General features: G+C 55.4%; 12 protein-coding genes. 10 read left to right on the forward strand and 2 right to left on the reverse strand.

Features of this window, described 5'->3' with window-relative positions:
* Nucleotides 1-512: 512 nt before the first annotated feature.
* Together AB9F26_RS17045 and AB9F26_RS17050 are read right to left on the reverse strand one after the other, a co-directional pair.
* Complete coding sequence (locus AB9F26_RS17045) at nucleotides 513-2,249, reverse strand: extracellular solute-binding protein (RefSeq protein ID WP_369768553.1); 1,737 nt, start codon at nucleotides 2,247-2,249, stop codon at nucleotides 513-515.
* A 10-nt stretch (nucleotides 2,250-2,259) separates the two neighbouring features.
* Nucleotides 2,260-3,159, reverse strand: coding sequence for an NAD(P)-dependent oxidoreductase (locus AB9F26_RS17050; protein ID WP_369768554.1), 900 nt, complete (start codon nucleotides 3,157-3,159; stop codon nucleotides 2,260-2,262).
* 289 nt (nucleotides 3,160-3,448) lie between these two features.
* Between AB9F26_RS17050 and AB9F26_RS17055 the strand changes: the two genes are divergently transcribed.
* From AB9F26_RS17055 to AB9F26_RS17100, 10 genes are all read left to right on the forward strand, one after another.
* A complete protein-coding gene (locus AB9F26_RS17055) occupies nucleotides 3,449-4,516 on the forward strand; it encodes a 2,3-butanediol dehydrogenase (RefSeq protein WP_369768555.1) in 1,068 nt (355 codons plus the stop codon).
* Nucleotides 4,517-4,547: 31 nt separating this feature from the next.
* A complete protein-coding gene (locus AB9F26_RS17060; protein WP_369768556.1) occupies nucleotides 4,548-5,618 on the forward strand; it encodes an SDR family oxidoreductase in 1,071 nt (356 codons plus the stop codon).
* 21 nt (nucleotides 5,619-5,639) lie between these two features.
* A complete protein-coding gene (locus AB9F26_RS17065; protein WP_369768557.1) occupies nucleotides 5,640-5,924 on the forward strand; it encodes a YciI family protein in 285 nt (94 codons plus the stop codon).
* Nucleotides 5,924-6,931, forward strand: a complete 1,008-nt coding sequence (locus AB9F26_RS17070; RefSeq protein WP_369768558.1) for a Gfo/Idh/MocA family protein — start codon at nucleotides 5,924-5,926, stop codon at nucleotides 6,929-6,931. The genes AB9F26_RS17065 and AB9F26_RS17070 overlap by 1 nt, the downstream gene beginning before the upstream one ends.
* A gap of 27 nt (nucleotides 6,932-6,958) precedes the next feature.
* Nucleotides 6,959-7,939 (forward strand): zinc-binding dehydrogenase, encoded by a 981-nt coding sequence (locus AB9F26_RS17075; RefSeq protein WP_369768559.1) that lies wholly within the window; start codon nucleotides 6,959-6,961, stop codon nucleotides 7,937-7,939.
* A gap of 34 nt (nucleotides 7,940-7,973) precedes the next feature.
* A complete protein-coding gene (locus AB9F26_RS17080; RefSeq protein WP_369768560.1) occupies nucleotides 7,974-9,005 on the forward strand; it encodes an ABC transporter permease in 1,032 nt (343 codons plus the stop codon).
* Nucleotides 8,998-10,059 carry a substrate-binding domain-containing protein gene (locus tag AB9F26_RS17085; protein ID WP_369768561.1) on the forward strand — a complete coding sequence of 354 codons (1,062 nt, stop codon included), beginning with the start codon at nucleotides 8,998-9,000 and terminating at the stop codon, nucleotides 10,057-10,059. The genes AB9F26_RS17080 and AB9F26_RS17085 overlap by 8 nt, the downstream gene beginning before the upstream one ends.
* A 132-nt stretch (nucleotides 10,060-10,191) precedes the next feature.
* Nucleotides 10,192-12,678 carry an ATP-binding cassette domain-containing protein gene (locus AB9F26_RS17090; protein ID WP_369768562.1) on the forward strand — a complete coding sequence of 829 codons (2,487 nt, stop codon included), beginning with the start codon at nucleotides 10,192-10,194 and terminating at the stop codon, nucleotides 12,676-12,678.
* A 35-nt stretch (nucleotides 12,679-12,713) separates the two neighbouring features.
* On the forward strand, nucleotides 12,714-13,778 hold the full coding sequence (locus tag AB9F26_RS17095) for a maleylacetate reductase (protein WP_369768563.1): 1,065 nt from the start codon (nucleotides 12,714-12,716) through the stop codon (nucleotides 13,776-13,778).
* A gap of 16 nt (nucleotides 13,779-13,794) precedes the next feature.
* Entirely contained in the window at nucleotides 13,795-14,652 is an 858-nt protein-coding gene (locus tag AB9F26_RS17100; RefSeq protein ID WP_369768564.1) for a dioxygenase, read from the forward strand.
* Nucleotides 14,653-14,684 lie beyond the last annotated feature (32 nt).

Below are 14,684 nucleotides of genomic sequence, written 5' to 3' on the forward strand. Positions count from 1 at the left end.
TCTCGCAGTGCAGACCTTGGTTCAACGCTCTGTTAACGACCGAATTCGGCCCTTAATGACGAATGCTGCGGTTGCGGGAAAGTCTCGAGCCAACTTCTAGCGAAGATGTCGCGAACGGCCCATTGCTGCCGTTCACGTCCACCTCTGAATGCTGCGGTGCGGCCTGCCGAAGCGGCCGCTCGTGCATCGCGCGGCATTTTGTAGGCTGAAACGTCGGCGTGCGGACAATGCACCATTTCGCTGCAGTTGCGCGCAGGTCTGTTTTCCTCCGCATTGTCGACCTTAACTATGGATTGCACATTTTCGGGCCACCCGCCCTTGATCCAGCAAGGTAGCCGTTCCATGACGCCAATGGTTCGAAAGTGGATCGTTGCCTGCGGGCCACGAATGGGTATTAACTCTCTGTTCTCGAGAGGACGGTTTTTTAATTATAACGCGACACCCAAAACTTCCCTCAAGCCTTACAAAAATGATCTGGAAAGAAAATGTTACATGGCTTCTCGAGATCAAAACTATGTTCTAACCTGATGGTTCATTTGAGCGAAAATGGCGTTCTCGGCATCGCGAAGTGCTTGTTGCGGCGGTTTCCCACCAAACACGGCATTGTGGACCTCTTGCCCGAGTGACTGCTCAATAATGCTGAACTGTGGGACAGGGGGCCGCGCCCAGGTCACCAGTTCATTCCGCCGCGCCATTCGATCTACCATACTTACAATAGGAGACGAGGCCAGCGCCTCAGGGTCCGCACAGACCGAGAAACGCGGTGCGACGGGAAACCCGTTCTTCACATGTGCCTTCATCGCTTCGGGAGAGACCATCCACGCAATTGCATTCATGATCTGGCGGCGGCGGGACGGCGCCACATTCGACGGAATTGTCATGAGAAACCCGCCGATCGGAGCCGAAATCCGCTGACCCCGGCGCGACGGCGGCGGCAAATATGCGACCCGCCGTGCGACTCGTGAACTCAGCTCGTGCTCGAACCGCGCGGCGCGCATCGTCCAGCAATAGGCAAGCCCGACACTTCCTGACATGAAATAGTTTATTCGCTTTTCCCAATCAACATTGGCGATGTCAGGGGGAGAATAGGCAACCAGTTGCTTCATATACTCGATGACCTCTACCGCATCTTCGGTGTTGATCTGTAGCTTTAGCTTCTCGAACTCATCGAAATGCCAGCTTTCCTGATTGTGCAGTGGCATGTCGATGATTGTCTTTTGACCGGCCGCGAGAAAAAACATGAAGGAATTGGCAATCGGCATGCCCCGTTGGCCGTTCCAGGCGATGCCGTAGAATTCGTTTGCCGGATCATGCAGCGCACGAGCGGCATTGATCGTCTCATCAAAGGTCTTGGGATAGCTCAGCCCTTTTTCTTCGAATAAATCACGCCGAGCGGCCAGAATTTCGATCGTGCAATAAAGCGGGATGCCGTATTGCGTGCCGTTCCAGTTGCCCGTCCCCCAGACAGACGGGTGGAAATCCAGGGCATTGATCGCGGCATCGTTAACCAAGTCGTCCAGCGGCGCGAGGTAGCCTTTCTCAGCAAGTTCTCCCAGCCATGGCATATTGATCGAGACAACGTCATACGCGGGTTTGGAGGCCGCAAATACCTTGCGCGAGTTTTTGTAAAGGTCCGGCAGGCGTTGCAATTCGAAACTGCTTTTGCGGCCAAGATCGTTGCGAAAATCCGACCACATATTGCGCATCGAGGTAAAATAGTTGTCGTCGTTCAACAGAAACTGAATGTCGCTCGGCACTTGATCATCGATGTCGTCGCTTTTGATCGGCGAGATAATCTGCGATGCGAAATAACTGCCGCCGAAATAATATTCATTTGCTTCAGACCCCCGACGCAACCCAAAGGTCTTGGCGAGGTGTTGTTTGACGTGGGTCGCATAGGCCATGAACGCAGCGAGTAGGTTGTCCGACGGTTCAAGAAAGTGCGTTTTGAGGCCGCCTCCGCGCGGCACCTGCCGGATCAGGACATCCTCTATCATCCGGGTGACCATGCGGTTGCCCGTGCTATAGGGAACGCCCGCTAACGCAATTAGACCTGACTTGTCGATGGGTTTGTGGCGCAGTTGTGCGTCGACGAGTTCGAGAACGATGTTCCAGTAAACATCAGGCTTTGCGGTCGGCAGTCCGGTATCAAAGGGAGTCCGAAGTTTTCGCAGGAAATCAACGATCCGAGACAACTCATGGCCCGTAATTTCTGATTTTCCGATCTGAGGCGGGTCCTTTGACAGCACGGTGATTTTCCTATTGCGATGACATGTTCGAATGCCATTTCACCAAAGCGAAGAAATCCGCATCTTTCAAGCCCGCATTAGCAGCGGCGCGATATTGTTCCAAAATAAGTCCCGTAGTGAGAAGCGGAACGCCATTTAAACGCGCGGCATCGCTGATCAGCGTGAAATCTTTGATCATCTGCAGAACGGTGAAGGCCGGGTTGAAATCGTCCGCCACAACCGTTTCAGTCTTGTATGTAAGAAGGGGCGAGGCTACCGCGCTTTCGCCAATCACCTCCATCATGCTGGCCCGTGTCAGGCCGCCGCTTCCCCCCAAAGACAAGGCCTCGGCAAGAAGCGCGGACAAGCCGCCCACTAGCGTATTGATCACCAATTTCATATAACGTGCTTCATCCTCAGCACCGAGGTAAAATTGACGTTTTGACATCATTTCAAGATAGGGGAGCACTGTCTGCCAAGCGTCCTCATCTCCTGACGCCAGAATGGTTAAAGTCGCATTTTCAGCCATCACAGTACTGCCGGACAGGGGTGCGCGAAGGTATGAAATCTTGGCTTTTTCAAGAATTTTTGCCACTTTAGAGGACACATCCGGCGATACGGTGCTCATATCCACAAAGATAGCCCCTTTGGCGAGAACATCAGCCAATCCCATTTTACTTGGCGTGCCGCTCACAACGCTCATGAGCGCCTGATCATTTGGGAGTGTCGAAAACACTATGTCCTTGCCAGCCATGTCGTCAAGCGACGCCCCAGCAGTTGCGCCTTTTCCGATTGCTGCAGCCACAGCGTCCGCGTCTGGATCGATAACGCAGACCTGCGCAGAGTTGCCCAAAAGGTTCTGAATCATGGGGCCACCCATCTTACCGGCACCAATCCAACCTATGTTGTGATTGCAGTTTCCAATGCCCATGATTTCCCTCCAATGGCGACGACTTCGCGACTATATCTAGCATCTCACTTCGGAGGCTCTGCTTGAAATTTATTCGAAGCGGAGAAATTAGGCCACAAACCGACAGTCATCATTGCTATGGTCTGGGAAAGGAAGCGTGAGTCTTGGGAGGGAAAAACATCATGACGCTGTCGTTTGACGCCAATGGTCGATCCGCCATAACGAGCGATCACAAACAAGCCCAAGTGCCCGAACGATGTGCGCCGCTTGCGCTCATTCCTACACATCAGACAACATTGAGGTCCAACTTATGAGAGCGGTTCGTTTCCACGCAGCAAAAGATATCCGTGTCGAAGATGTGCCAGAGCCATCGGGCAAACTGGCCGCTGATGACGTTTTGATTGCACCTTTCGTAACCGGTATTTGCGGGACAGACCTGCATGAATACCTTGCCGGTCCGATCGTGACGCCGGTTGAACCCCATATCTATACAGGTGTGACGAACCCCCAAATTCTGGGGCACGAGTTCTCCGCCAAAGTACTTGCCGTTGGCGATGCTGTGAGCCATGTCGCGGCGGGGGATCGCATATCGATCCAGCCACTTTTGTCGCCGCGCAATGACTATTACGGCAAGCGCGGGCTTTATCACCTGTCGCCCTCGATGGGCTGCGTTGGTCTCAGCTGGGCTTGGGGCGGGATGGCTGAAAAGGCCGTCATCAAAGATTACAATGCGCAGCCGATCCCCGATGGCATTACGAACGAACAGGCCGCGATGATCGAACCTGCTGCTGTGGCGCTTTATGGTGTAGACCGTGGCGGTGTGACCGCCGGATCAACCGTGCTTGTGTCGGGTGCCGGACCAATCGGCGCGCTGACTGTTCTGGCCGCGAAAGCGGCAGGCGCCGCGGTTATCATCGTGTCAGAACCAAACCCGAACCGCCGTCGGATCATCAAAAATATCGCCCCTTATGCGCATGTCATTGACCCCGTCGGTGGCGACATTCTGACAGCCGTCGCTGATCTGACCGAAGAAGGTGTCGGTGTTGATGTCGCACTGGAATGTGTCGGGCTGGAGGTGTCTTTGAACACCTGTGTTCAGGCAGTGCGCCGTCAGGGTAAGGTCGTTCAGGTCGGCCTGCACATGAAGCCCGCAAGTATCGACGCGATGCTTTGGGCGCTCAAAGACATCACGGTCGAGGCCACGTGGTGTTATCCGACACAAATCTGGCCACGCATCGCACGTATGATCGCGGCTGGTATTTTTCCCGTCGAAAAAGTGATTACCGCCCGCATCGACGCCAGCGACGTTGTGGAAAAGGGTTTTGAGGCCCTTCTTGATCCCGCAGGCGAACACCTAAAAATACTTGTGACCACATGAAATTGATACAGAAAAACGGAAGTTCAAACCTATGACCGCAAATAAAATCGCTCTCATCGTTGGCGCAACAGGCCTGTCAGGCAGCTATACGGGGCGCCTGCTCAAAGAGCATGGCTGGACGGTCGTGACCATGTCGCGCGGTGATGTTGATCTTGATTTCTCGGACCGGCACATCGCGGCCGACCTGAAGGATGCAGCAGGCACCAAGGCCGCATTGGCCGCAGCGCAGGACGTGACCCATGTGTTCTATTGCACATGGTCGCGCGAGGCCAACGAGGACGAAAACGTTCGCGTCAACGCTTTGATGATCCGCAATCTGTTCGAAGGCATCGCCGACGCGCCAATCAAACACGCCGCATTGGTCACCGGGTTGAAACACTACCTTGGGTCATTCGATGACTACGCCAAATTTACACCCTACACGCCCTTCCTAGAAAGCAGCCCGCGCCTTCCGGGGCCGAATTTCTACTATGCCCAAGAGGATGTTCTGTTTGAGATGGCCAAAAAGCAGGGCTTTAACTGGTCCGTCCACCGTCCGCATACCATGATCGGCCTTGTGATTGGCAACGCGATGAACATGGCCGTGACTTTGGCCGTTTATGCGTCGATCTGCAAACACACAGGCCAGCCTTTCGTATACCCTGGCTCGCCTGAGCAATATAACGCTGCCACAGATGTTTCAGACGCACGTGTCGTCGCCGCACAATTGATGTGGGCCGCTGACACACCTGAGGCTGCCAATACGCCGTTCAACACGGTGAATGGCGACATTTTCCGTTGGACGTGGCTGTGGAAGCAAATCGCGAATTATTTTGGTCTGGAAGCCGCCGAATACCCCGGCCACCCGACCCCGCTAGAGACGCAAATGGCCGATGGCCCCGCAATTTGGGCTGAGATCGTTGCCAAACACGGGCTTCAGGACATTCCCGTGGGCAAGCTTGCCTCTTGGTGGCACAGCGACGCGGACCTTGGTCGCGATATCGAATGTTTCACCGATATGACCAATAGCCGCGTGCTTGGCTATGACACCTATCAGCAGACGCCTGCCAGCTTCACGGACGTGTTCGACGAACTGCGCGCCCGCAAAATTATCCCTTCCTGAGTTAGCAAAAGGACAGGTTCCATGCATTACGTTATCCACTGCCTTGATCATGACGGTGCCGTCGAAAAACGGCTTGCCAACTACGAAGATCACAAGGCTTATCTTGGGTCTGCACCGGTGAAGACCGTGATTTCGGGCCCTCTTTTGGCCGATGATGAAGAAACGATGATTGGCAGCTGCTTTGTGATCGAGGCCGATACGCTAGCCGAGGTTGAGGCATTCAACGCCAACGACCCGTTCAAAAAGGTCGGGCTTTGGAAAAGCATCTCGATCCGGCCCTTCTCTAAACGTGTTGACAACCGCTGATGGCTGGTCCTGTCAAAATCGCCCTGATCGGCATGGGATGGTGGGGTCAGAAAATGCTGGCTGTGCTGTCGTCAGCACCCGATGACATTGCTGTCGTGCGGGCTGTTGAACCAAACCAAGAGACGGTGCGCGATCTGTGCGCCGCAAAAGGCATCCCGTTGTCGGCAGATTATGCCGATGCATTGAATGATCCAAATGTCGAAGCCGTGGTGCTTGCCACGCCCCATTCGCTGCACACTGATCAGATCAAGGCCGCTGTGGCCGCAGGTAAGCATATCTTTTGCGAAAAGCCGCTGGCCCTGACCAAAGCAGAGGCCGAGCAATCTGTGGCACTATGTGCCAATGAGGGACTGGTGCTCGGCATGGGTCATGAACGCCGTTTTGAACCGCCGATTGCCGATTTGCTTGCCAAGGCCGACGCCGGTGTCTTGGGCCGTATTCACCAGATCGAATCCAATTTCAGCCATGACAAATTCGTCTCGCTGGACAGAGATAACTGGCGGCTAAAAGCGGATCAGGCCCCCGCTGGTGGTATGACAGCGACGGGCATTCACTTGCTTGACCTGTCCGTGCGCCTGCTTGGCCCTGCGGAATCGGTGCTGTGCATTTGCGAGCAGTTGTCATCGGACCTGCCGCAAGGCGATACGGTTGCCGCATATGTGAAATTCAAAGGTGGTGGCACGTCGTATGTGTCAGCCTCGCTCGCCAACCCGTTCATATCCCGCTTTGCCGTCTTTGGCTCAAAGGGCTGGATCGATGTGCGCGACAAAGCCCATGTTGAGGCACCCGATGGCTGGATCGTGACCTCAGCCATGGCCGGTGGACCCATCGAAACCATTGAAATCGCCCCAGCTGAACCTGTGAAAGACAATCTTGTGTCCTTCGCCCGCGCCGTGCGCGGCACCGAGACCTATCCGATCACAGCAGACCACCTAGTCAACAACATCGCGCTTTTGGAAGCGGTGTTCAAATCTGCCCTGAGTGGCGCGATCGAAACTGTGGCCTGAGCGGCCAACTTCCGTAAGGAGAACACGATGAAAGCTTTGATTTTTGACGAACCCAACAAATTGGTAGTGGCCAATGTGCAGTCACCATCGATCACGGAACACGAGGTGATGATCCGCTCGACCCGTGTGGGCATCTGTCATTCGGATTACGAATTGCTGTCAGGCAACTACATCATCCCCATTTCATACCCCGTAACGCCTGGCCACGAATGGGTAGGCGAGGTTGTGGAAGTTGGCAAAAGCGTCAAGGGCTTTGCCGTCGGCGACCGTGTTGTTGGCGAATGCGTGATCAACACGCCAGAGCGAATTCACCATTTCGGATTTTCGATGGACGGCGCGGACCGTGAATTCTTTGCCGCGCGCCCCGAATGGTTGCACAAGCTGCCCGACGGTGTCGACGATTCCAAAGGCGCACTGATCGAGCCGTTTACCTGCGGCTACTATGCCGTGCTGCGCAATGGTGGTGTGGATGCGTCCCAGACGGTTGTCGTCTCGGGCGGCGGCACCATCGGTCTTGTCTCTGCCGCGGCAGCGATTGGCATGGGCGCGCGGGTAATCGTGGTTGATCCGGTGCCACTGCGCCGTGAAATCGCGATGAAACTGGGGGCTGATGCCACTGTTGACCCGACCGCTGGCAATCCGTCGGAAGCGATTGAAGAGATGACAAAAGGGGGCGCTGATCTGGTGGTCGAGGCCGCAGGTCATAGCGCATCCTTGACCCGTGTTTTCGACTATGCGCGCCCAGAAGGCTGCGTATCCATGGTGGGCATCAATATTGGTCAGTCCTTCCCGGTTGAACTTGGGAAAATCCAGATCAAGGACCTGACAGTGCGCGGTTGCATCGGGTCACCCGGTGTTTGGCCCGCAGCGATCCGGTTCCTTGAAAAGACCGGTATCGATCTGTCGCCGATCCAAACCCATAATTTCACGATTGATGATGCCAAGGCCGCCTATGATTTGGGCAAGCAGCCAGACAAAGCGGTGAAAGTAACCTTGGAAATCGCCTGAACCCATTGAGGCCAAGAGACAGAGACACGCAATTATGACGCACGCAAGCACCCAGACAGCACTGATCGACTATACCAAAGGGGACAAGTCCCTTCCGCTGACACGTGGGTTTATCACGGTTGTCGTGTCGACACTGGCGTTGATCGGCATGTGCTTGGTCTTTGCGCCCTCGGCGGTGTCCACGGGCGGATTGATGGGCAGCCTTCCCTTTGCGGCGATTATTGCCATCGTTGGGCTGGGGCAAATGTTGGTCGTGCAGCAAGGCGGCTTTGATCTGTCGCTTGCTGGCGGCGTATCTCTTGCCGTTGTCATCACGACCCACATGCCTGCGGGCAACGACGCGGACCTGTTGCCTGCCATACTGTTTGCAATCTGCTGTGCCGTCGCGGCAGGGGCAGTCAACGGCATACTTGTCGGCTTCATGCGCCTGAATGCAATCGTGGCCACCATCGGAGTCAATGCTCTGCTCTATGGGGCCGTCTTTGCAGTGTCAGGTGGTGTGCCCAAGATCACCACGCCATTGATGGCGAAAATCGCAGGCGGTAAGACGGCTGGCATCCCCAATTCTGTGCTGTTCGCGCTGGTGATCCTGATTATCGTCTCTTTCGTTCTCAAGAGAACCGTTGCAGGGCGCAAGTTTGAAACCATCGGGGCAAACCCGTTGGCGGCCCGTGCCGCTGGGCTTCGTGTGAGGCTCTATCAGTCGATGGCCTATGTCTTTGCGCAGCTACACTATTGCGTTGCGGGTATTCTGATTTCGGGCATCACCCGAGAACCAACAGCGTTTCAGGGCGATGCCCTTTTGTTGCCGTCAGTTGCTGTGGTGGTGCTGGCGGGAACATCGCTTTTGGGTGGCCGCGGCTTTCCGATTTCAACTGTGATCGCCGCCTTTTTTCTGAACCAGCTTAGCCAGTTTGCACTGGCTGTCGGTGTGCCGTTTTCGGCGCAGACCATCATCCAGGCGCTCGCCTTGGTGTTTGGCATCGGGGTCTATTCGATCCGCTGGAACAACAACAAGACCAAACGTGCTCATCAGTCCAATATGGAGGAAACGGACAATGATTAAGACTTTAAACATGAAGATGGCCCTATCGACAATGGCCGTCACACTAGCCGTCGCTGGATCATCGGCGATGGCAGAAACGCCGTCCTGGTGTGGCCCCAATGAGGCATCTCTTGCTTTGCTTGACGGCTTTGGCGGGAACAGTTGGCGTCTGGTGACAACGGCCTCTGGTGCCGAAGAAGCCGCGAAATGCCCGACCATCACGCAGTACGAATATGCAGATGGCCAAGGCGACACTCAAAAGGCGATCTCTGACATCAACGCGATGGCCGCACGCGGCATCGACGCAATGGTGGTCTTTGGGGATTCAGGTCCTGCTGTGCTGCCTGCGCTGACCAATGCCTATCGTTCAGGCACGATCGTTGTCCCTTACCGGGTGAACGTGGGCGGCGAAGCTGGAACAAACTACACAAAGTTCATCGGGTCGTCCTTCTTTGATGATGGTGCGAACTGGGGCAACTGGATCAAGAGCGTTCTGCCCGAAGGTGGTAACCTGTTGTTCCTGAGCGGCCCGGCTGGAAACAGTCAGGGTGTTGACGAACTGGCAGGTATGAAGTCGGTTTTGGATGACAGCTACGTGTTTATCAACCAAGCACCATTTGCCGTCACAAACTGGGATCCGTCACTTACACAACAAGTTCTGTCGGCTGAAATTGCCAAGAACGACAAGATCGATGTGATCGTGTCCGACTTTGGCCCATCTCTTGTTGGTGCGTTGCCCGTGTTCGGCGAATTCAACCGTTCGATCCCGGCCCTTGCAACATCCGACGGCAACTCGCTGTCTTGCTTCTGGGAAGAGAACCAAGCCGCAAACCCAGACTTCAAACTGTTCACAGTAGCCACAGGCAATGACAACGTCCGTCTGGCTGTGCAGTGGGCCGTTGCTGAAGCGACAGGTGGCACGCCACCAACAGCCGAAATCTTCAGCGCCCCTGTGTATGAGGACTCGGTTTCTGGATCACCAAACGCCGTCACATGCCGCGCTGATCTGCCCGGGTCGATCTATCTGTCCGCCGAAATGGACGATGACGCTCAGGCTGCAGCGGTTGGTCAATAACGAAACGGACGCACCCCCGGCACATACGTTTGCGCCGGGGGTACGTCACCCTTCTTCTTATAACGCTGTGCCAGATATGACGGGACTATGATGATGCTTGCCCCAGACAGACCCCACACCAGTATAGAATCCGTGTCAGCCCAACCGGCAGGCGATCCGACACTGCGTCTGACGGACATCACCAAGCTGTTTTCGGGCATTGCCGCTTTATCCGACGTGTCGGTCGATATTTATCCCGGCGAAGTTCATGCAATCTTGGGCGAAAATGGTGCCGGCAAGTCGACACTGATGAACTTGATTACCGGTGTGTTGCAGCCCCAGATTGGCAAAATCGCTTTTCAAGGCGAACAGATTTCACCCATGACCCCGGAAAAAGCGGTTTCACTTGGGATTTCAATTTCCTATCAGCATCCGGCAATCCTTGAAGACCTGTCTGTGCTTGAAAACCTGCGCGTGGCGCTGCCAGAGAAGGTATTCGATGGCCGCCCAGCCCAAGCGATCGCCAAAGATATGCTGGATGATGTGGGCCTTTTTGTCCCGCTGAACATGCGAGCAGCCGCGCTGACGGTCGCACAGAAACATCTGCTTGAGATTGCAAAGGCGTTGGCCCTGCAGCCCAAGGTTCTGATCTTGGATGAACCGACAGCCGCGCTGGACCAAGACGCGACTGATATGCTGTTCGGGCGTATCCGCGAAGTCGTGGCCAAGGGCACTGCGGTTATCTATATTACCCACCGCCTTGCCGAACTGCGTCAAATCGCTGATCGCGTGACAGTCCTGCGAGATGGCAAGATGCAAGGCACCGCAATGGTGCGTGAAATTTCAGACGATGAGCTGCTTGGCATGATCGTGGGGCGCACTCTTGCGTCGGCGTTTCCCCCAAAGTGCGAAGATCCGTCGCCCCAAGTCAATTTTGCGGTTTCGTCCCTTTCCGGCAAAGGGTTCAAGGATATCAGTTTCGTGGTCGGGCGCGGCCAGATCATTGGCGTTGCCGGAGTCGATGGAAACGGCCAAAGCGACCTAATGCGCGCACTGGCTGGCCTGTCGGCATGGTCAGGTGACGTTACACTGAACGGGGCAAACCTGTCGCACGCTGAACTTGCTCGCCAGACCGCCTTTATGCCGTCTGACCGACATGCTGAAGGTGTAGCACCGGATCTGACGGTACGCGAAAACGCCACCTTCACGGCCCTTAATAAGTTCAGCAATGCAGGCGTGCTGAGCAGGAAAAAAGAGGTGGCCGAAGTAAGCCGCGTTTTCAATTTGCTTTCCGTAAAAACGCCCGGCCTTGATGCCAACATCATGTCGCTGTCAGGCGGCAATCAGCAAAAGGTGGTCATGTCGCGGGCACTGATGTCGAAACCGGGTTTCATCATCGCCGATGAGCCAACGCAGGGCGTCGATGTCGGCGCGCGTTTTGAGATTTACCGCATCCTACGCGAGGTGTCGCAGTCCGGCACGCCGGTGATTGTGAATTCGTCCGATGCGGCTGAACTTGAAGGGTTGTGCGATGTTGTCATCGTGATGTCGCGCGGTCGTGTTGTGAAAACACTGCGCGGCGACGACATCACCGAACCCGCGATCGTGCAAGCCGCTGTCGGTGCTGAATCCCACGCAGAGGGTGTGGGCACCATCGTTAAAAGCAGAAAGGCCACAGGCAGTCGTCTGCGGCATTTCCTGCAATCGGATAATGCGACTGCGGTGCCGCTGGCAATCGTGATTGTGCTGCTTGCGCTTTATGTGTTTGGACAGAACGACAGATATTTGTCGTTCTTCAACATTTCCAACATTCTGATACTCGCTACGGCCCTTGGTTTCATTGCGATGGGTCAGACCGTTGCTCTTTTGATGGGCGGGATCGACCTTTCGGTGGGGCCGCTTGCAGGTTTTCTGGTGGTGGTCGCGTCATTCTTTGTGAATGATGGGCAGACGCCCGCGATGATTGCGCTTGGGTTTGTCCTGATATTCGCTGGTGGCATCGTTGTCGGATCCATCAACGGCGCGCTCATCAGGTTTGCGAATTTCACACCGATTGCGGCGACCCTAGCAATGTATATCGGCCTTCAGGGGATGAGTTTCGTGCTGCGTGACGGCCCGGGCGGCTATATCAAGTTTCCCGTTATGGATGTCATAACTCATAAAATCGGCCCCATTCCCGTGGCCTTTATTGTTTTGGTCGCCTTTGCGCTGATTGGCGAATATCTGTTGCGGTCCCGGCGTGTGGGTTGGACGCTTCGGGCAATCGGGTCTGACGAAGGCTCCGCCCGCCGGATGGGCATTCGTGTCGACCGCGCCTTTGTGCTTGGGTATATCGCTGTGTCTTTGCTCACGGCGTGCGGTGCCGTGATGTTGATGGCCCAGATCGGCGTCGGTGACCCTGCGCAAGGCGTCAGCTACACGCTGGCCAGTATCACCGCTGTAGTTCTGGGCGGCACCAGCCTGCGCGGCGGCCGTGGGACATTCATAGGCACAGTTCTTGGTGCGGTCTTGCTGACAGAAGTGCTAAACGCAGTGTCGTTTCTCGGGCTGTCACAGATGTATCAATATCTTTTCCAAGGTGGGCTGATCCTGACAGCGGCAGTAATCTATTCCACTGCCCGCGGACGCGCAGAAACGTAAAACCCCAGACCGCAGTAAGAAAAAAGGTTCCATCCATGACAACTCCTTTCGTCTATCAAAGTTCAGCTTCAAGGGTCATTTTTGGGGCTGGCACTGTGACACAGCTGGCGGCCGAACTTGAAACACTTGGATGTACCCGTGTTCTGGTTTTGTCGACCCCCTTCCAGAAGGGCGACGCAGAGCAGCTTGCCCGCGATATCGGCACGCTGGCGGCTGGCGTCTTTGCAGATGCCACGATGCATACCCCTGTTGACGTCACCGAGCTTGCCCTTGCGGCCTTTGAAGCGGCAGGCGCTGACGGCATTGTGTCCATTGGTGGCGGGTCGACCATCGGGTTGGGCAAGGCGATGTCGTGGCGCAACAAGGCACCGCATTTGGTGGTGGCCACCACCTATGCAGGATCAGAGGTCACAGATATTCTGGGGCAAACGGAAAACGGCGAAAAAACCACAATCCGCGATCCCGCGATCCGTCCCGAAACCGTCATTTATGATGCAAATCTGACTCTTGGTCTGCCTGTCTCCATGAGCGTTTCCAGCGGGCTAAACGCCATCGCTCATGCTATCGAAGGGCTATACGCGCAGGATCGCAACCCTGTGACCAGTTTGATGGCGGTCGAGGCGATCCGCGCCATGAAAAGTGCCCTGCCTCGGATCATCAAAACCCCTGAAGATGTCGCCGCACGGTCAGATGCTCTTTACGGCTCTTGGTTGTGCGGCGTCGTGTTGGGGTCGGTCGGCATGTCGCTGCATCACAAACTCTGCCACACGCTTGGCGGTACCTTTAACCTACTCCATGCCGAAACCCATGCGATCCTGCTTCCGCACACAGCGGCCTTTAACGCCGTTGCAGCAGGTGATGCACTCGCCCCTGCTGCGGCCCTTTTTGACGGCGATCTTTGCGGGGGGCTTTACGATTTTGCCGCAGAACTTGGCGCACCGCTGGCCCTGCGAGATTTGGGGGTCACACCGGATGATTTGGAAAAGGCGGCCGATCTCGCCGTAAAAAAACCCTATTGGAACCCGCGTGAGATCACGCGTTGCGGTATTCTAGACCTGCTCTCGAATGCCCTTAACGGGACGCGACCCCAGGCACATTGATGACAAAGGAAACCCAATGACCGAACATCCCAAAATAGATTATTTCACCGAAGACCGGTCTGTCGATGCGGTCACGTCCCGGGTCGGAGATGAAGCGGATGCGCGACTGGCGCATGTCATGAATCGCTTGGTGCACCACTTGCATGCCTTCGTCAAAGACGTGGAGGTCTCCCAAGACGAATGGGGGCTGGCCATCGATTTTCTCAACCGAACCGGTCAGATCAGTGACGACAACCGTCAGGAATTTATACTTCTATCCGATGTGCTTGGCGTCTCCATGCTGGTCGATGCAATTAACAACCGCAGGCCGGGCGGAGCCACCGAAAACACCGTACTCGGCCCGTTCCATATTGATGGTGTGCCAGAATCTGCCATGGGCGCAAACATAACCAAACAAGGCGGGGTCGAGACCTGCTTGTTTGAAGGCACTATCATCGACTTGAACGGAGCGCCGATAGAAGGCGCTCGGATCGATGTGTGGTCCGACAACGAAGACGGGTACTACGATGTGCAGCAACCAGACATTCAACCGCAACATAACAATCGTGGCGTCTTCATAACTGGCACGGACGGACGATATTGGTTTGAAGGGATCAAACCTGTCTCCTATCCAATCCCCGATGACGGGCCTGTTGGTCAGTTATTAGCACAGCTCGGCCGCCACCCTAACCGACCAGCGCATATGCACTTTATCATCAGCGCTGAGGGCTATGATCGTGTCACAACACATACTTTCGTTGAAGGTGATCCCTATCTCCAATCGGATGCAGTGTTCGGTGTAAAGGCTTCGCTCATTACAGGGTTCGAGCCAGTGATTGATGGGTCGACCAAGTGGCGCTCGACCTATGATTTCAGGCTGCACAAGATCACCTGATCAGAAGCCTGTGGAAGGGGATACCAGATGAC

It is taken from the genome of Falsihalocynthiibacter sp. BN13B15, from assembly GCF_041205415.1.
GTDB classification, from domain to species: domain Bacteria; phylum Pseudomonadota; class Alphaproteobacteria; order Rhodobacterales; family Rhodobacteraceae; genus Falsihalocynthiibacter; species Falsihalocynthiibacter arcticus.

What these genes read in the sequence shown, in the direction of transcription:
- AB9F26_RS17050 (WP_369768554.1), bottom strand. Translation starts at nt 3,159, where the DNA reads ATGGGCATTGGAAACTGCAATCACAACATAGGTTGGATTGGTGCCGGT.
- AB9F26_RS17055 (WP_369768555.1), top strand. Translation starts at nt 3,449, where the DNA reads ATGAGAGCGGTTCGTTTCCACGCAGCAAAAGATATCCGTGTCGAAGAT.
- AB9F26_RS17060 (WP_369768556.1), top strand. Translation starts at nt 4,548, where the DNA reads ATGACCGCAAATAAAATCGCTCTCATCGTTGGCGCAACAGGCCTGTCA.
- AB9F26_RS17065 (WP_369768557.1), top strand. Translation starts at nt 5,640, where the DNA reads ATGCATTACGTTATCCACTGCCTTGATCATGACGGTGCCGTCGAAAAA.
- AB9F26_RS17070 (WP_369768558.1), top strand. Translation starts at nt 5,924, where the DNA reads ATGGCTGGTCCTGTCAAAATCGCCCTGATCGGCATGGGATGGTGGGGT.
- AB9F26_RS17075 (WP_369768559.1), top strand. Translation starts at nt 6,959, where the DNA reads ATGAAAGCTTTGATTTTTGACGAACCCAACAAATTGGTAGTGGCCAAT.
- AB9F26_RS17080 (WP_369768560.1), top strand. Translation starts at nt 7,974, where the DNA reads ATGACGCACGCAAGCACCCAGACAGCACTGATCGACTATACCAAAGGG.
- AB9F26_RS17085 (WP_369768561.1), top strand. Translation starts at nt 8,998, where the DNA reads ATGATTAAGACTTTAAACATGAAGATGGCCCTATCGACAATGGCCGTC.
- AB9F26_RS17095 (WP_369768563.1), top strand. Translation starts at nt 12,714, where the DNA reads ATGACAACTCCTTTCGTCTATCAAAGTTCAGCTTCAAGGGTCATTTTT.
- AB9F26_RS17100 (WP_369768564.1), top strand. Translation starts at nt 13,795, where the DNA reads ATGACCGAACATCCCAAAATAGATTATTTCACCGAAGACCGGTCTGTC.